The organism is Arthrobacter sp. 01T428 (assembly GCF_056398685.1).
Genome location: NZ_JBFTPW010000017.1, coordinates 1 through 17,280 on the forward strand (window position 1 = coordinate 1; position 17,280 = coordinate 17,280).

Annotated in this window: 16 protein-coding genes and 1 tRNA gene; 2 read left to right on the top strand and 15 right to left on the bottom strand. The window is 65.4% G+C overall.

All coding sequences use genetic code 11. The features are described from left to right. Nucleotides 1–226: 226 nt before the first annotated feature. From AC1DJB_RS17075 to AC1DJB_RS17140, 14 genes are all read right to left on the bottom strand, one after another. A tRNA-Asn gene (locus AC1DJB_RS17075) sits at nucleotides 227–299 on the bottom strand. A 62-nt stretch (nucleotides 300–361) separates the two neighbouring features. Beyond that, entirely contained in the window at nucleotides 362–2,323 is a 1,962-nt protein-coding gene (gene dnaG / locus AC1DJB_RS17080) for a DNA primase (RefSeq protein ID WP_441433468.1), read from the bottom strand. A 48-nt stretch (nucleotides 2,324–2,371) separates the two neighbouring features. After that, nucleotides 2,372–3,682 carry a deoxyguanosinetriphosphate triphosphohydrolase gene (locus AC1DJB_RS17085; protein WP_441433469.1) on the bottom strand — a complete coding sequence of 437 codons (1,311 nt, stop codon included), beginning with the start codon at nucleotides 3,680–3,682 and terminating at the stop codon, nucleotides 2,372–2,374. Between the two features lie 113 nt (nucleotides 3,683–3,795). Beyond that, nucleotides 3,796–4,977 (bottom strand): tRNA dihydrouridine synthase DusB, encoded by a 1,182-nt coding sequence (dusB, locus tag AC1DJB_RS17090; RefSeq protein WP_284989739.1) that lies wholly within the window; start codon nucleotides 4,975–4,977, stop codon nucleotides 3,796–3,798. Nucleotides 4,978–5,035: 58 nt separating this feature from the next. Further along, on the bottom strand, nucleotides 5,036–5,647 hold the full coding sequence (locus AC1DJB_RS17095; RefSeq protein WP_234750748.1) for a response regulator transcription factor: 612 nt from the start codon (nucleotides 5,645–5,647) through the stop codon (nucleotides 5,036–5,038). Then, nucleotides 5,644–6,528, bottom strand: coding sequence for a sensor histidine kinase (locus AC1DJB_RS17100; protein ID WP_476910587.1), 885 nt, complete (start codon nucleotides 6,526–6,528; stop codon nucleotides 5,644–5,646). The genes AC1DJB_RS17095 and AC1DJB_RS17100 overlap by 4 nt, the downstream gene beginning before the upstream one ends. After that, on the bottom strand, nucleotides 6,501–6,800 hold the full coding sequence (locus AC1DJB_RS17105) for a hypothetical protein (protein WP_476910588.1): 300 nt from the start codon (nucleotides 6,798–6,800) through the stop codon (nucleotides 6,501–6,503). Before AC1DJB_RS17105 ends, AC1DJB_RS17100 begins: the two co-directional genes overlap by 28 nt. A 22-nt stretch (nucleotides 6,801–6,822) precedes the next feature. Then, nucleotides 6,823–7,599: an ABC transporter permease gene (locus AC1DJB_RS17110; RefSeq protein WP_307052577.1), complete on the bottom strand. Its 777-nt coding sequence runs from the start codon at nucleotides 7,597–7,599 to the stop codon at nucleotides 6,823–6,825. Further along, on the bottom strand, nucleotides 7,596–8,534 hold the full coding sequence (locus AC1DJB_RS17115; protein WP_307052578.1) for an ABC transporter ATP-binding protein: 939 nt from the start codon (nucleotides 8,532–8,534) through the stop codon (nucleotides 7,596–7,598). Before AC1DJB_RS17115 ends, AC1DJB_RS17110 begins: the two co-directional genes overlap by 4 nt. A gap of 104 nt (nucleotides 8,535–8,638) precedes the next feature. Then, nucleotides 8,639–10,072 (bottom strand): YibE/F family protein, encoded by a 1,434-nt coding sequence (locus AC1DJB_RS17120; RefSeq protein ID WP_307052579.1) that lies wholly within the window; start codon nucleotides 10,070–10,072, stop codon nucleotides 8,639–8,641. Between the two features lie 195 nt (nucleotides 10,073–10,267). Next, a complete protein-coding gene (locus tag AC1DJB_RS17125) occupies nucleotides 10,268–11,641 on the bottom strand; it encodes an FAD-binding oxidoreductase (RefSeq protein WP_441433471.1) in 1,374 nt (457 codons plus the stop codon). Nucleotides 11,642–11,843: 202 nt separating this feature from the next. Next, nucleotides 11,844–12,818: a GNAT family N-acetyltransferase gene (locus AC1DJB_RS17130; protein WP_441433472.1), complete on the bottom strand. Its 975-nt coding sequence runs from the start codon at nucleotides 12,816–12,818 to the stop codon at nucleotides 11,844–11,846. Nucleotides 12,819–12,820: 2 nt separating this feature from the next. Continuing rightward, nucleotides 12,821–14,206 (bottom strand): glycine--tRNA ligase, encoded by a 1,386-nt coding sequence (locus tag AC1DJB_RS17135; protein WP_059387867.1) that lies wholly within the window; start codon nucleotides 14,204–14,206, stop codon nucleotides 12,821–12,823. A gap of 87 nt (nucleotides 14,207–14,293) precedes the next feature. Further along, on the bottom strand, nucleotides 14,294–15,349 hold the full coding sequence (locus tag AC1DJB_RS17140) for a DMT family transporter (protein WP_441433473.1): 1,056 nt from the start codon (nucleotides 15,347–15,349) through the stop codon (nucleotides 14,294–14,296). A gap of 24 nt (nucleotides 15,350–15,373) precedes the next feature. Between AC1DJB_RS17140 and AC1DJB_RS17145 the strand changes: the two genes are divergently transcribed. Next, nucleotides 15,374–15,604: an RNA-binding S4 domain-containing protein gene (locus AC1DJB_RS17145; RefSeq protein ID WP_059387868.1), complete on the top strand. Its 231-nt coding sequence runs from the start codon at nucleotides 15,374–15,376 to the stop codon at nucleotides 15,602–15,604. Nucleotides 15,605–15,669: 65 nt separating this feature from the next. On the opposite strand, the gene AC1DJB_RS17150 is transcribed toward AC1DJB_RS17145, so the two are convergent. Next, the gene (locus AC1DJB_RS17150) at nucleotides 15,670–16,317 is read right to left on the bottom strand and encodes an alpha/beta hydrolase (RefSeq protein WP_059387869.1); all 648 of its coding nucleotides are present in this window, start codon (nucleotides 16,315–16,317) and stop codon (nucleotides 15,670–15,672) included. Between the two features lie 69 nt (nucleotides 16,318–16,386). Between AC1DJB_RS17150 and AC1DJB_RS17155 the strand changes: the two genes are divergently transcribed. Then, nucleotides 16,387–17,229 carry an SGNH/GDSL hydrolase family protein gene (locus tag AC1DJB_RS17155; protein ID WP_441433475.1) on the top strand — a complete coding sequence of 281 codons (843 nt, stop codon included), beginning with the start codon at nucleotides 16,387–16,389 and terminating at the stop codon, nucleotides 17,227–17,229. The last annotated feature ends 51 nt before the right edge of the window (nucleotides 17,230–17,280 follow it).

Below are 17,280 nucleotides of genomic sequence, written 5' to 3' on the forward strand. Positions count from 1 at the left end.
GCCTCTTCAAACTCTGCAACAACAACGGCACCTGGACCCAGCTCACCGCCGACCTCACCGCCTACAAAGGCCAAACCATCACCCTCTGGTACAACGTCCACCTCGACGGCTCCAGCCCCGCCGACGACACCTGGATGTACCTCGACGACATCACCCTCACCAACAGGTGAGGCACAGACGCCAAAAATCCCCGCCCTCTACTGAGGACGGGGATTTTTGAGTAGCGCTCCTCCGACTGGACTTGAACCAGTAACCCTTCGATTAACAGTCGAATGCTCTGCCAATTGAGCTACGGAGGAATGAAGCGTGTACAAGCCTAACAAAGGGCTGCCGGGAAACGAAATCGGCGCCAGGGCGGCCCTCAGCTGTCCATGCGGAGCGCGCGGCGCTGCATTTCCAGCTGCATGAGTTCCCGGTTGAGGCGCTGGAACTCCTCCGGCTGGGCCGAGGCGTCCAGTCGCTGCAACTGGCCCATCTTGTCCGCCTTGACCCTGGTGATCTGCAGCTCGAAAAGCCGGGCCAAAATGTCGCGGCAATAGCGCTGAAGCGCTTCGGGCGTGCTGGCCGGCAGTGGGACGACGGCAAGCTCGGAGACCAGGCCTTGGAGCGGTTCCGGAACCTCCTGGCGAATCCCTTCCACCCAGGCCACAGGGTCTCCCGCGTGTGCCAGCCCGGCGGCCCGGATGGCGGTGTGCACGGCTGAGTAGGCCGGAGTGACGAAATGGGACGCTTCAAACCGTTCCCATGCTCCGCCGCTAAGCGCAGCTTCGCCACCCAGTACGGCCGGGTTCTGGATGACCACTTCGAGGGCCTGCCGTTCCATGGCGGCAATGGGATCCCGCGGATCCGGGCGCATGAACGCGATGGGAGCGTTCGACGGCGGTGCTGCCGCCGGCTGGCCGGACTGGCCCGGCGCTGCGCCTTGCCCGTGCCCCGGGGTTCCTGGAGTGCCTGCAGATCCCGCAGTTCCTGTATTGCCCGCCGCGCCGGAAGCAGCGCGTTTGGCGGCCAAGCCCACGGCCCGGCTGACTTCCTCGATGGGCATGCCGAGCCAGCCTGCCAGCTCGCGGACATAGGCGGGACGGATACCGGAATCACGAATCTGCGCCACGACGGGGGCCGATTCCCGCAGGGCGGCGACCCGGCCTTCCACGGTGTCCAGGTTGTGGCGTTTGAGTGAGGCCCGGATAGCGAATTCAAAGAGGGGCCGACGGGTGCCGATCAGGTCCCGGACAGCCGCGTCGCCCTTGAGCTGGCGAAGATCACAGGGGTCCGCTCCGCTTGGTTCCACGGCCACGTACGTCTGCGCGACGAAACGCTGGTCTTCTTCAAAGGCGCGCAATGCGGCCTTCTGCCCGGCGGCGTCGCCGTCGAAGGTGAAGATGACCTCTCCCCCGGTGCCGTCGTCGGACAGCAAGCGGCGGGCGATCTTGATGTGGTCCGTACCGAAGGCCGTACCGCACGTGGCCACAGCGGTACCGACGCCGGCAAGGTGGCAGGCCATGACGTCCGTGTACCCCTCCACCACCACCAGTTGCCGGTCCTTGGCGATGTTCCGCTTGGCGAGGTCGATGCCGTAGAGGACTTGGGACTTCTTGTAGAGCACGGTCTCCGGAGTGTTCAGGTACTTCGGTCCTTGGTCGTCCTCGTAGAGCTTGCGGGCGCCGAAGCCGATGGTGTCGCCGGCGATGTCCCGGATGGGCCAGATGAGGCGGCCCCGGAAGCGGTCGTAAATGCCCCGGTTGCCTTCGGAAAACATGCCCGTCAGCTTCAGCTCAGCGTCCGTGAATCCGCGTCCGCGCAGGTATTTCAGGAGTGAGTCCCAACCCTGCGGCGCGTAGCCGACGCCGAACTGTTCGGCCGCGGTCCGATCGAAGCCGCGGCCATGGAGGAAATTGCGGCCCTCGGCGGCCCCTGCCGTGAGCAATTGGGCACGGAAGAATTCGTCGGCGATCTTGTGGGCATCCAGCAGCCGTTGGCGCTTGCCGACCTCTTCGCGGTTGGGACCCGTGCCGCCGTCTTCATAGCGGAGCTCGTAGCCGATCCGGGCTGCGAGCTTTTCCACGGCTTCGTGGAAGGAGCTGTGGTCCATTTTCTGGACGAAGGAGATGGCATCGCCGTCTTCGCCGCAGCCGAAGCAATGGTACCGGCCCACTTGCGGACGGACAGTGAACGACGGCGAGCGCTCGTCGTGGAAGGGACACAGGCCTTTGAAGGTCCCCAAGCCGGCACCCTTGAGGGTGACGTAGCCGTCCACTACTTCCTTGATATCGGTGCGCTGGCGTACTTCGTCGATATCTTCACGTTTGATCAGGCCAGCCACGTCACCATCCTAGTCGCTCCGCACGGGCAGCCGCGGGCCGCCGTCGGGCTACCAGAGCGAGGGGAGGCTGCCCACGAGGCGTTCGTACATCGCCAGCGCCGAAGCGTCCGTCAGGGACGCCACCTGGTCGATGACAACGCGAAGCCGGGCGCCGTCGTCGGGGGCGTCCCGCCAGTCCGCGGCGAACATCGGTTCCAGATGCCGGTCTCCGCTCGCGTTGAGCACGCCGACGAGGGCGTGCAGGACTTCGCGCTGGCGCTCATAGACGGGCTGCCGATGGTCGGTGGAGATCACGAACGTCGTGGCAAGGCCCTTCATGGCCGCGATCTCGGTGACGGTTTCCTCGGGGACCATGAGTTCCGCAGCGTACCGGGTGAGGTGGTCCGGTCCGAAGTGCGCCCTCGTGGTCTCCAAGGCACTCTGGCAGAACCGGCCGATCAACTGGCTGGTCATGTCCTTCAGCGCGGCCATCGACTTGCGGCTGCCGTCGGCTTCGCGGACCCACACGCTCGTGGCTTCGAGGCGGGCCAAGGCAGCATCGATTTCAGCGGGATCGTTGTGGGGCAAGTACCACTGCTTGGTGTAGCCCACCACGCGGGCCCGGTGGTCCGGATTGTCCAGCCACTTCAGCTGGAAATGGCCGGCAACAATGGCGTCCTCGACGTCGTGGACGGAGTACGAGATATCGTCGGCTAGGTCCATCACCTGGGCCTCGATGCAGGAACGGTTGCCCGGTGCGCCGTCACGAAGCCAGGCAAACACGGGCAGATCGTCCTCGTACGCACCAAATTTGCTGCTGCGCTGTCCGTGGATGACGGGGGCGTCGACGGCGGACCACGGGTATTTGGACGCGGCGTCAAGGCTGGCGCGGGTCAAGTTCAGGCCCGCGGGCCGGCCGTCGGCGGCAAGGACCTTGGGTTCAAGCCGGGTCAGCAGGCGCAGAGTCTGGGCGTTGCCTTCGAAGCCACCGATTGCATGGGCGACCTCGTTGAGCGCCGATTCCCCGTTGTGGCCGAAAGGCGGATGGCCAAGATCGTGGCTCAGGCACGCCGTATCCACAACATCCGGATCGCAACCGAGCGCGCGGCCCAATTCGCGGCCCACCTGGGCCACTTCAAGGCTGTGCGTCAGTCTGGTGCGCACGAAGTCATCGGTATCCGGGGCCACCACTTGGGTCTTGGCCCCGAGCCGCCGGAGCGCTGACGAATGCAGCACCCGTGCCCGGTCCCTTTCGAAGTCCGAGCGGTAGGTATTCTTGCGGGGTTCCTGGACCCAGCGTGCCGAGTCGGCCTCCACGTAGCCTGGAATGCCCGTTGCGTTTTCGGCCGGGCGTGCTGCAGACATCGCTTCAGTTCCCATGGGTATCTGCCTCCTCCGCTTGCCGTGCACCGGCGTCTCTTCAGCCCGTGCCTATGCAGCCAGTTTTCCACGACTCGGGCCGTGCGCGTGCACGCGCCGGTCCGGGCCGCGCTTTAGCCGCCTGAGACGTCGAGTTCGGCTGCGGCGATATCGCGCGTCTGGTCCGCGTCCATCTGCCGGCTGAGAAGCCAGTCCTTGGGCAACGCCGGCTTTTTGGGGGAACCTGCGCGTCCGCGCGGGCCTTCCGAATCGATGCCTGGGTACGGCAGGTCCATGTCCAGCTGGTCCAGCAGCTCGCGCAGGACCTCGAGCGTCGGTACCGTGGCCAGTTTGGCACGCAGCTCCCCTCCCACCACGTAGCCCTTGAAGTACCAGGCCATGTGCTTGCGGATCTCACGCAGCGCCTTGTACTCGTCGTTGCCGAAGGTTTCGATCATGAGCTCGGCGTGGCGGTAGACGCCCTCGGCTACTTCGCGCAGGCCCGGACGGTGGCGCTGGTCGCTTCCCTCAAACGCGGCTTGGAGGTCGCCGAAGAGCCACGGGCGACCTTGGCAACCGCGGCCCACTACGACGCCGTCGATCCCGGTTTCGCGCACCATGCGGACTGCGTCTTCGGCGGACCAGATATCCCCGTTGCCCAGGACGGGAATGTCCGGGAGGGCTTCGCGCAGGCGTGCGATGGCGGACCAGTCGGCCTGGCCGGAGTAGAACTGAGCGGCCGTGCGGCCGTGGAGCGCGACGGCGGCAACGCCCGAATCGCGGGCGATCCGGCCGGCGTCGAGGTACGTGAGGTGGTCCTCGTCAATGCCCTTGCGCATCTTGATGGTCAGCGGGATGTCGCCCTTGGAGGCTTCCTTGACAGCGGTCTGGACGATCGAGGTGAAAAGGTCGATCTTCCAGGGGAGGGCGGATCCGCCGCCGCGCCGGGTGACCTTGGGCACGGGGCAGCCGAAGTTGAGGTCGATGTGGTCCGCCCGGTCTTCTTCGACGAGCATGCGCACTGCCTGGCCAACGGTGACGGGGTCCACGCCGTACAACTGCACGGAACGGACTTTTTCATCGTCGTCATGGGAGATGATGCGCAACGATTCCGGGGTGCGCTCCACTAAGGCACGGGAGGTCACCATCTCCGCCACATACAGGCCGCCGCCGTATTCACGGCACAGCCGACGGAAGGCCGAGTTGGTGATTCCGGCCATCGGGGCGAGGATCACGGGGGTGTCCACCGTGATCCGGCCGAGCTGCAGCGGGGGCAGTTCGAGCTTGGGCGAAGGGGGCGTTGCTACTACAGTCACCCGTCCATTGTCTCAAAGCGGGGCAAATCGACGGGACGGTCGAATACGTGCCTGGCCGCTAGAGCAGCCAGCCGTTGTCTTCGGCGATGCGCACGGCCTCGGCACGCGTCCGGCCGCCGGTCTTGGCCATCGCGGCGGACAGGTAGTTCCGGACGGTCCCTTCGGAAAGCATCGCTGACTTCGCGATGTCGGCTACCGTTCCGCCGTCGGACGCTGCCTTGAGCACCTCCCCCTCGCGTTCGGTCAAAGGGCTGTCTCCCGCGGTCAACGATTCCGCGGCAAGCACCGGGTCCACCACCCTGAGCCCTTGGTGTACGCGGCGTACCGCTTCGGCCAGTTGCCGGGCAGGCGTGTCCTTGACGACGAATCCGGAGGCGCCGGCCTGCATGGCGCGCTTGAGGTAGCCTGGCCGCCCGAAGGTGGTCACCATGAGGACCCGGCAGGACGGCGCGGCCCGCCGCACGGCGGCTGCCGCGCTGATCCCGTCCAGGCCAGGCATCTCGACGTCGAGCATTGCCACGTCGGCGGAGTGCTCGACGACGGCGGCCGCCACCCCTGTCCCGTCGCCCAGTTCGGCGACCACCTCGATGTCCGGCTCCAGCCCCAGCAACGCGGCCAATGCTCCGCGCACGAGCGCCTGGTCGTCTGCGATCACCAATCGGATACTCATACCTCCACCGCCAATCTGAACCCTCCCAGGTCGCTCGGGCCAATGCTGACCGTTCCCCCGGCGGCACCCACGCGTTCACGGATCCCGGCCAGTCCATTCCCGGAGCGGCCCCCGGAGGCCGGACCGACGCCGTCGTCCTCGACTAGAACGCTCGACGCCGTCAACCGGACGCGGCAGCGCGCGGCGCCGGAGTGCCGCACAACGTTGGTGACGCCTTCGCGCAGCACCCAGCCGAAGAGCTCCCGGTGACGCGCCGGAACCTGTTCGACGGTTCCCGGCAATTCGGCGTCGATCCCTGCCGATTCCAGGGCCGTCCGGGCGACTGCGAGTTCCGCCAGGACGTTGACGCCGCGGTAACCGGCCACCGTGGCGCGGACGTCGGCGAGCGCGCCACGGGCCAAGTCCTGCACCGCGGAGATCTCGGCGGCGGCCCGGTCGCGGGCCGGGTACTCGCCGGGGACGGTGTCCAGCATCCTGCCGGCCAATTCGGCCTTCACGGCGATGACCGTCAGGGAATGCCCCAGGATGTCGTGCATGTCCCGGGCCACGCGGCTTCGCTCCGCCGCCACGGCTGCATCGGCCAGTTCAGTCTGCGCTTCCCGGAGCCGTGCGGTCTGCCTGATCAGCCGCGCGAAGGCGGACATCATGAGGCCGAGGGACACGATGATCCCGGCCTGGAGCAAGGCCTGCTCCCCGTTGCCCGTCACCAACTGGGTGGTGAAGGAAGCGAGGGCCAATCCGACGATGAGGAAGAAATCCGCGCGCGGCGGAAGGGACGTCATGGCGATGGCGCAGGCCAGGAACGTCCAGGTCCACAAGGTTTCCCGTCCGATGATGAGGATCATCACCCCGTTCAGCGCCAGCAGGATGAAGACGGACACGATCCCCGCCCGGACGCCCAGCGCCAACTGATCTGTGGCAGGAAGACGTAGGCGGCGAAGAACACCATCAGGGACGCCGACGCCGCCGTTTTCCAGGCCAGCGGCTCGTCCACGGACCACACGATGTTCCACGTTGGCCAGGCCCAGAGCAGGATGGAGAGTCCCGCGCCGATGAACCAGCCCCGTGGCCCAGGACCGCGGAACATGGCACCGCGGAACATGTTGCCGACGAGCATGTCCCTGAAGGAGGTTCGGCCTTGGCTGCTGGTCATGGTGACCACCCTAGCGGCCTGTTCAGACACGTTTCGTGTCGCGGCGGAACGCCATCGCAGCCCCGGCCACGAAGATTGCGAGCCAGATGAGGACGTTGACGATCCACGCCCAGTCGAACTCGCCGGTGATGGGGCTTCGGGCCAATTGCCCGATCCCGTACGCGGGCGTGAACTTGGCGATGTTCCCGAAGGTCTCCCCCATGATCTCGATCGGCATGAACAGTCCACCGAGCATGGCAAGGATGGCCAGGGCCGGGCCGAGGATCTGCATGACGTTCTGGCTCGGCATAAGGTATCCGACGAACAAGCCCAGGGCCGCGAAGACCAGGGAACCCAGCCAAGCGACCAACCCCGCGGTCAGCCAGGTCTGGGCATCCATGGTGACACCTGCAAGGGCGCCGATGACGAACTGGGCCACGACGGCAACAAGGGACAGCGTGAGGGCGGCCATGGCTTTCACCGCGATGTACGCACCGGGCAGGAGGGGCGTGAGGCGAAGCTGGCGGCTCCACCCTTGGGCACGCTCCACCGCCACTTGGCTGCCGGCGCCCGTAGCGGCGGTCATCGCGGCATAGACCGTGAGGCTGATGAGGATGTACTGGCCGTAGCTGTGCCCGTTGGGCAGGAGCTTGTCCTTGTTGGAGAGGCCGAAAATGAAGAAGAAGACGGCTGGCATGAATACCGTGAACATGATGGTCCGGCGGTTCCGGAGCATCCGCTTGATCTCGATCCAGAGGAACGTGCGGTTGACCCCGCCGGTGGACGGTTTCCGTTCCTGGAGGACTGTTGCCGCGCTCATACGAGGTCTCCTTCAAACGTGATGCTTGTGGATTCCGGCGCGGCATCGTCTCCGGTGAGGGCGACGAAGGCCTCCTCGAGGTTGTTGGCCGCCACTTCGACGTCGTGGGCGCCCGTGTTGTTGAGCAGGAAGCGCACGACGGCGTCCGAGTCGCCCGTGCGGACGGTGAGGCGGCCGCCGTCGTAATCCATGCTTTCGACGGGCGGCATCCCGGCCAGGAGCCCGCGCTCAGCCGCCGGAAGCGAAGCCTTGACGGTTCGGCCCGAGGCAAGGTTCTTGATCTGGGCGGCGGTGCCGTCCGCCACGATGCTGCCTTGCCGGACCAGCACAATCCTGTCCGCGTAGGCGTCGGCTTCTTCGAGGTAATGGGTGGCGAAGATGACGGTCCGTCCGCGCTGGGCGTCGCTCCTGATCGCGGTCCAGAAGTCCCGTCGTCCCGCCACATCCATGCCGGTGGTGGGCTCGTCCAGGATCAGCAAACCGGGATCGGAGACGAGGGCCATGGCGAAGCGCAGCCGCTGCTGCTGGCCGCCGGAACACTTTTCGACCTTGCGGTCGGCGATCTCCAGGATGCCCGCCCGCGCCAGGACTTCGTCCACGGGCCGGGAGGAATCGAACATGGCAGCGTTGAGCTGCACGGTCTCGCGGACGCTGATGTCCCGCAGCAAGCCGCCGGTCTGCATCACGGCTGCCACCTGGCCGCGGGCGATGGCTCCCCGGGGAGTGTGGCCGAAGATGGAGACGCTACCCTGGTCCGGGGCGCTCAATCCGAGGATCATGTCGATCGTGGTGGTCTTGCCCGCCCCGTTGGGACCGAGGAACGCCACCACCTCCCCCGGCTGCACGGTGAGGTCCAGGCCGCGTACGGCGTGGACCTTCCCGAAGCTCTTGTGCAGTCCGGCGGCTTGGACGGCCGGCACACTCGCTGTTGTCATGACTCTCCTTGGCTTTGGTTTGCTCCACTACCCATCAAAGCCGGGATCCGTGTCCGGCGCCCGGGCGTGTGTCACCAATGAGGGATGACAAATGTCATCGGAGGCTAGCGGCGCTCGGCTTCCCTGCGTGCCCGCCTGGTCATGACGACGGCGGCAAGCTCGCCAGTATCGAAGGACTCGAAGGCATCGGTGGAACCGGCGTTTTCAAGCTCGCGGACCTTCCCGTCGTCGTCGAGAGCTGGCGCCGCATCCGCCGCGACGGCAGCCGCGAGCCGCCTCGGACCGGTCGCCTTCACCACCAGCACGGCGATCAAGGTGGTCACGGGGATGGCCAGCACCAGGCCGATGGAGCCCACCAGTGTACGGATGACTTCCTCGGACAACTCGGCACTGGTCAGGGCATCGACCAGCGGACGGTCGTAGAGCATGACGATGATCAGGAGGGGAAGGGCTGCGCCGGCGTAGGCAAAGGCGATGGTGTAGACCGTGGAGGCGATGTGGTCCCGGCCGATCCTCATGGCCGAGGTGAACAGCTTTCGCGCGCCAGTCTCGGGTGCGAGCTCGTAGAGTTCCCACACGGCCGCGGACTGGGTGATCGTCACGTCGTTGAGCACTCCGAGCCCGGAAATGATCAGACCGCAGAGAATGATTCCGGAGAGCGAGATCTTGTCCGACATGTTCACGAGCGTGGCGCCCTCGCTGCTCGCGATCCCGGTCAGGTTGGCCGCATCCGTGGCCCAGGCCGCCAGCAGCGCCGTAATGCCGAGGCCGAAGATCGTACCCAGCAACGCGGTGGAGGTCTTGGCCGAGAATCCGTGGGCGAAATAGAGCACCCCCATCATGATGGCGGTGGAGCCGACCAAAGCCACGAGCAGCGGCGGCTTGCCTTCCACCAGTCCCGGAAGCATGAAGCTCACCATCACCACGTAGGCTCCGGCCAGCCCGAGGAGCGCCCTGAAGCCGCGCCAGCGCGCCACCGCAATGACCACCACGGCATACAGGATCGCCAGAAGGGCCATGGGAACGGTCCGCACGAAGTCGAGGAAAACGTACGACGGCGAGCCGTTGCCCGCCGCTGCGCCCTGCACACCGGAGAGGTTCAGGTAGCGGATGCTGTCCCCCACTTTGACGCCGTGGGACTTGGCCACGTCCGGGTTGATGACCACTTTCACCGGGCTGCCGCCGTTATCCGGTTGCGTGGACGCGAAGGTGCACTGGGAGCCCTGCGGCTGTGCGCCGCTGCTTTGGTTCGTGCCGTTCGTACTCGGAGCCTGCGTACCTTGCGTGCAGCTTTCCTGAGTAACCGCCTGGATCTTGCCCGTATCGAACGTCACCCCGGGAGCGGCCGTGTAGGGGCTCGCGAACGTGATGCCCTCTTTGCTCCCCGATGGCCACATGACCAGCATGGCAACGATCGTGAGTACCGCGATCGGAGCCAGCACGGCCACGAGGAGCCAGTTGGCCCGCCTGCGTGACGCGAGCGCCGTCGGGCTTGGCTCGAAATGCTCCGCGTGTCCGTGTGAATGGCCGTGACCCATTAGCTGCAAAACCTCATGCCCACAAGCCTACGTGGGGCAGCGCTGTGTCCCACCCAACTAGCTCGCAGTTGTTGTCGTTATGAGGGCTCAGAACGACAACAAATGCGTGGGCCCACGCCGCCAGGGTTCCCTGGCCGAGCTTGCGAGGCGAGGGTGGCGGTGGGGATCAGTTGGGCTCGCTTGATACCCGAGTGCTCAGGCGGGTTTGATGTTTTGGTTCACGTGGAAGAGGTTTCCTGGATCGTACTTGCCCTTGATGGCTTGCAGCCGCTCGTAGTTGACCCCGTAGTTGTCACTGATCCTGCTCTGGTCTTCCGCATCCATGAAGTTGATGTAGCCGCTGGCAGCAGAGTGCGGACGGAGAGCCTCCGCGTAGTTCCGGGCCCAGGCAATGTTGGCTTCATTGTCCGCGGGGTCCGGCCATTGTGCCGCGATCACCGGGGCGAACTTCATGCCGCGGTTCGCGAAGGCGGTGTCCTGGGCTCCGACCCGGGCCGCCGCGCCGTCGATCGGGTAGACATGGACGGCGGTGTTGAGGCTGGTCACCGTGGACCCGAACTCCGCATGCGCACCAATGACGCCATCGTTGAGTTCACTGATGAAGTTGGCTTTCCAGTATCCTTGCAGCCCCTTGGGATTGAGCCCGTCAAATGCCACGTTGAGTGCCGGGTACGGCATCGGGGTGATCAGGGATCCGGCTACGGGTGCGGCTTCGAGGAACGGCGCCCAGCGGGATTCGCCTTCGGCCATGTCTCCCGTCCACATCCCGACCACGACGCACACTGGCTTGCCGTGCCATTCTTCCGGAAGGAACGGCACCGGCGGGCCTTGATGGAAGCCGAGGAACGCGCCGAACTCTTCGGGAGCGGAGTCCATGTAATCCCGGTAGAACTTCGCCACCGTCTCGGTGTTCTCAGCTCCATAGATGACAATGCCCACATGGACCATGTCCACCGGGTGCAGCTTGTACTCCAGCGACGTCACCACACCGAAATTACCCCCGCCTCCCCGCAAGGCCCAGAAGAGATCTTCGTTCCGGGTTTCGCTCGCAGTCAGGAACTTGCCGTCCGCAGTCACCACGTCAGCGGAGATCAAGTTGTCACAGGACAGTCCGTGCTTGCGGGCAAGATAGCCGATGCCGCCACCCAGGGTCAGGCCTGCGATGCCGGTGGATCCCACAATCCCGCCAGTGCTAGCGAGTCCGAAGGCGTGGGTGGCGTGGTTGAAATCTGCCCAGGTTGTTCCCGCCTCGGCACGGGCCGTACCGGCGTCGGGGTCAACACGGACCCCGGTACGGTTGACGAAATCTATGACAAGGGCATCGTCCCAGGTCCCGAAACCGGGGGCGCTGTGGCCGCCGCCGCGGATAGCCAATGGCAGGGAATTGTCCCGGGCGAAGTTCACGCTCGCGATGACGTCCGCCACTTGGGCCACCCGGACGACTCCCGCCGGACGCTTGTCGATCATCCCGTTAAAGACGGCACGGGCGGAGTCATAGTCAGGATCGCTGGGAGTGACGAGTTGCCCACGGAGCTGTTCACGGAGTCCGTCGAGGGCTGTTCCATTCATGGGTGTTACCGCCGATTCTCTTCATGAGACCGGATTCGTTCCACCCGCCGCTACCCCACCAGAGCAACGGCCGGGGCTTACGTCGTCATGCCTACACCCAGTGCAGCAGCGCCGTCAAGGGTTCACCCAACTGGCTCGCAGTTGTTGTCGTTATGAGGGCTCAAAACGACAACAACTGCGAGCCAGTTGGGCCAGCCGCAAGCTATTCGCTGACCACCAGGGTGTCCGCACCGCGCAGCTTCGCCTTGCCCAGCTCGAGCAAGGGATCGACGACGGCGCACACGGCCGTCATGGAATCGTCCACTTCAAGGAGCACGGGGTGCTGGTAAGCAATAAGCGCCAGCAGGTCGCGGACCGCCTCCCGCGCCTCGTCATCCGGCAAAAGCGGGTCGTGGCCAAGGAACACTTCCGAGGGCTCGTCCGAGCTGCCCTGGGCATAGCTGATGGCGAAGGCCTGCAGCTTGCCCTTGCGGGTGGCCGGAACGCCGGCGCCAAAGGCACTCGCCTTGGGCGCTCGCAGCACGACGGCTCCGTGGGCCCCTGTCAGATCGTCGAGGAACAGCCGCTGCACGGTGGGGATGCCCAGCTCGCCGGGGTTGTCCCAGTGGTGCACGGCTGTGTAGTACCGGCCGACGACGTCGCTCAGTTCCACCGATCCCGTGGCGAGGTCCTCCACCCGCTCGGAAGCGGCTTCTTCGGAGCCGTCACCAAACACAGGCAGCCTGAGCGGCTCGGGATCCACCACCACAAGCCGGGAACGCTGGATGGGTGCAAGCCCTGCCCACTCGGCGAAGGCGGCACCGGCCGTGCCGGGCTCCACTTTGCTGCGCAGCTTGGTGACGCCCGACGGCGACTGCCCGGCTTCGCGCCGCAGCATGGTCAGGAGCGTGGCCCCGATCCCGCTCCGGCGGTGGTCCTTGGCAACCTCGATGTAGGCCCAGAGACGTTCCGCGTGCAGGGACGCCTCGTGGACCACCCCCGCGGCCACCGGAATTCCGATGCCGTCAACGACGTCTTCCGCCACGATGCACCGGCGCCAAGGCTGGCCCTGGCCGCCGTTGCTCGACGGCGCAAGGGCGGCGCGGAATTGCTGGGCCGGCAGGGTCTCCGGCCCACCCCACATTTCCAGGAGCGCGAGGTCGTCGCCCTCACGCCATTCGCGGTACTCGATGGACACGCTTAGGCGCCGATCAGTCGTGCGGCCAGGTAGCCCTCCACCTTGTCCAGGGACACACGTTCCTGGCTCATGGTGTCGCGCTCACGAATGGTGACGGCCTGGTCATCGAGGGTGTCGAAGTCCACGGTGATGCAGAACGGGGTACCGATCTCGTCCTGGCGACGGTAGCGGCGGCCGATGGCGCCGGCGTCGTCGAAGTCGATGTTCCAGTTCTTGCGCAGCTGGGTGCCCAAGTCCTTGGCCTTCGGGGACAGGTCCTCGTTGCGGCTCAGGGGCAGCACGGCTGCCTTGACCGGCGCCAGGCGCGGGTCAAGCTTCAGGACAGTACGGACGTCGACGCCGCCCTTGGCGTTGGGTGCCTCGTCTTCCGTGTAGGCGTCCACAAGGAAGGCCATGAAGGAGCGCGTCAGGCCGGCGGCCGGTTCAATGACGTACGGCGTGTAGCGCTCGTTGGTGGCCTGGTTGAAGTAGCTGAGGTCCTGGCCCGAGGCCTTCGAGTGGGTGGAGAGGTCGAAGTCGGTGCGGTTGGCGATGCCCTCGAGCTCGCCCCACTCGGAGCCCTGGAAACCGAAGCGGTACTCGATGTCCGTGGTGCCCTTGGAGTAGTGGCTGAGCTTGTCCTGCGGGTGCTCGAAGAAACGCAGGTTCTCCGGCCGGATGCCCAGATCGGTGTACCAGGACATGCGTTCTTTCATCCAGTACTGGTGCCATTCCTCATCCGTGCCCGGCTCGACGAAGAATTCCATTTCCATCTGTTCGAACTCGCGGGTGCGGAAGATGAAGTTGCCCGGCGTGATCTCGTTGCGGAAGGACTTGCCGATCTGGCCGATGCCGAACGGCGGCTTCTTGCGGGACGTGGTGAGCACGTTGCTGAAGTTGACGAAGATGCCTTGCGCGGTTTCCGGGCGCAGGTAGTGCAGGCCTTCTTCACTGGCCACTGGGCCCAGGAACGTCTTGAGCAGGCCGGAGAACTCCTGCGGTTCGGTCCACTGGCCGCGGGTGCCGCAGTTGGCGCAGGCGATGTCCTTGAGGCCGTTTTCGGCGGGACGGCCCTTCTTTTCCTCGTACTCTTCCTCGAGGTGGTCGGCGCGGTAGCGCTTGTGGCAGGAAAGGCACTCGACCAGGGGGTCGGAGAACACCTCGACGTGGCCGGAGGCTTCCCATACCTGGCGGGGCAGGATCACGGAGGAATCCAGGCCCACCACGTCTTCGCGGCCGCGGACAACGCTCTGCCACCACTGGCGCTTGATGTTTTCCTTGAGCTCGGCACCGAGGGGGCCGTAGTCCCACGCGGACCGGGAGCCACCATAGATTTCACCGGCCTGGAACACGAAGCCCCTCCGCTTGGAGAGGGAAATGACCTGGTCGAGGACGGATTTTGCTGCCATGGGTACTCCAATGTTCTACAGGGCCGCTGGGTGCGGTCCGTGGTTGTGCGCGAAGGTAATGCTGTGCAGGAAGCTGCGTGTCCTAGCCTACCGGCCTTTGACCGCTGTCCTGCCTCCGGGACTGGCCCGAATGGCGCTTGGCGGGACGGCGGGAGAGAGCGCGCCCTTCGGCCAAGGCAGCGTGGCGACGATGATGGCGAACAGGGTCAGCAAGGTGCCAAGGATCGTGGGGAAAGCCACCAAGGTTCCCGGAGCCGGCAGGATCAGGTCAAGCGCGAGGGATCCGAGCAGCTGCCCGGCGATCATCCCCAGCCCCGTGACCAAAACACCGAGGCTGCGGACCAACAAAGCAGCCAGGCCGATAAAGACGCACCCCATCGGGCCGCCCACGTAATACCACCACTCAGCAGGAAGGGCGTGGCCGGGACCAAGCAACGACACCTTGATGAGCCAGGCGATCCAGAGAATGACCGTTCCGGCCACGAAATTCACCAGCGTCGCGGCGATGGGGCTGCCGTAATGCATCGTGGCAGTCCCGTTCATGGCTTGTTGGAAACTCATGAGGCAACCCGCCACGACTGGCAACAGGATCGGGAACAGCAAGGACCCGACGTCGGCCGCAGCCCCGAGGCGCGGCGACACGGCCCAGGCGACGGCGGCGATCGTCAGGATGCTTCCCAAAATCCTGACCCCCGTGATCGAGCGTTTCCCGCCGGGACCGATGCCGAGCCGGTCCACGAACAGGCCGCTCACGGTCTGCCCTGTGATCACGGCTACCGTGAACAACGCGACTCCAAGAAGGCCAATGGTGAACGATTGGGCAATCACGTAGAGGGCGCCGATCCCGCCAGCCACCACATAGAACCGCGGAAAGCTGCGCTCCTTGACGGCAGGCACTATCCGGCGCAAACCAGCGCGGCCTTTCGGCAGCGCAAGGCCGATCACGGCGATCAGTACCAGCCCGGTAGTGAAGCTGACGACGGCGGCCGCCACGCCGTCGTCGAGCTTTGCCCCCAGCGCACTGTTGATCCGGCCTTGGACCGGAAGCAGGGTACCGTTGGCCACCGCGAGAAGCAGGCCGGTGAGCAACGGACGGGAGGTGCTTCGGATGGCGGGACGGGACGATTGCGGCACTTTCACCACCTCACTTCAGGCATCATTGCTTGTATGAGCAACCCGGAAATCGAAGAAATCCCCATCCGCGACGACATGATCCGACTCGGCCAGCTCCTGAAGCTCGCCAACCTGGTGGAGGACGGCGTGGAAGCCACGGAACTCATCAAGAACGGCCTGGTCAAAGTCAACGGCGAGATCGACGATCGGCGCGGCCGCCAACTCCATGTCGGCGATACGGTGACCGTCAACGGACAGACGGTGCGGATCGCGGCCGCTTCCTAGGGCAACGCGGGGTCACTTACGGCCCATAACGTACTTCGGGATGGGCCGTAAGTGACCCCGCGTTGCTACGAGAGGACCTTGTGCTCCAGGAATTCGCCAACGTGGCCGATTTCCTGCTGATTGATGCCGTGCCACATGCCTGTGTAGAGCACCTTGGTGAGGTCCGTGTGCTTTCGGACCCAGTCCATGGTGTATTCGATCTTGTCCGGGGTGATAACAGGATCCTGCTGGTCCCGTCCCCAGAAGAGCGGCACGGAACCGTCCAGTTCGGCGTCGCGGAATGCGGGGTCCGCATCGGCGTCGACGGCGAAGCCTGAAAGCCCGACGACGGCGGCAAAGTCCGCCGGGCGCTGCCGCAACAGCGAGGTGGCCATGGCCATGCCCATGGAAAAGCCGAGAAGCGTCACCGAGCTGTGGTTGGACTTGAAGGAGTCCAACCAGGAAAACACGTACTCCGCGGCGTCCTTGACGGCATCGAGGGAATAGTCGATGGACGCCGTGAGCGGGAACCACGTGAAGCCCGGGCCCGTCGCGATCGGCGCACGGAGCGAAGCGACGACGAAGTCCTGGGGCAACAAGCCTGCAAGGCTGAAGAGGTCCTGCTCGTTGGACCCGTAACCGTGCAACAGGACCAGCAATGGCTTGCCAGCCCGCTCCTCCTCTTCGTGGGACCACAAAACGACCGGGGCAGGAAAGGCGGAAGCTTGACTCATGGGACTATTCTTGCAGTTACCCATGAGTAACAAGCTACGGGCGCGTGGCGTTGCAGCAAGAGGCAGGATATGGACGTGAGTGACATTGATCCCACGGTGGGACCAAAGCCGGACGAACGGATTCATCCGTGGACCCGCTACGTGGCATTGGGTGATTCCTTTACCGAAGGGATCGGCGACCCCGAGCCCAACAACCCCGGGGGACATCGTGGCTGGGCCGACCGCGTAGCCGAGGAACTGAGCCGGGGACACCGGGATTTCGCCTACGCCAACCTGGCCATCCGCGGGCGGTTGCTTCAGCAGATCCTCGACGAACAACTTGGCCCGTGCAGGGACCTCAAGCCGGACCTCGTGAGCATCTCCGCAGGCGGCAACGACCTCATCCGTCCCGGCGGCGATCCCGACGCCTTGGCCGAGAAACTCGATGCCGCAGTGCAGACCCTGAGTTCCGACGGCGCCACCGTGGTTCTCTTCAACGGTCCGGACACCGCGTCATCGGTCCTCGGCCGGATCCGCGGCAAAGTGGCCATCTACAACGAAAACCTCCGCACGGTGGCCGCCCGCCACGATGCCGTGATCGCCGATATGTGGTCCCTGCGGCAACTCTCCAACTCCCAGATGTGGGACGAAGACCGCCTGCACTTCTCGCCGCTCGGCCATCACACCATCGCGGCGATGGTCCTCGATTCACTCAATGTGCCCCACAACCTCGAGCCGCTGTTCCCCAAGCCGCTCCCCCAGCGCAGCTGGCGCGAGGCCCGCTCGGGCGACCTCGTATGGGCCCGGGAGTATTTTGTCCCGTGGGTCATCCGCCGGATCCGGCACCGCTCCTCCGGCGACGGCATCCTGCCGAAACGCCCGACGCCGGGACCCGTCTTCGGTCCTGCCGACACCATCCTGCCCCGGAGCTGAACGGGAGCCGTGTGGGTCACAGGGAGCGGGGCTAAGCTGGTGAAAGACTAG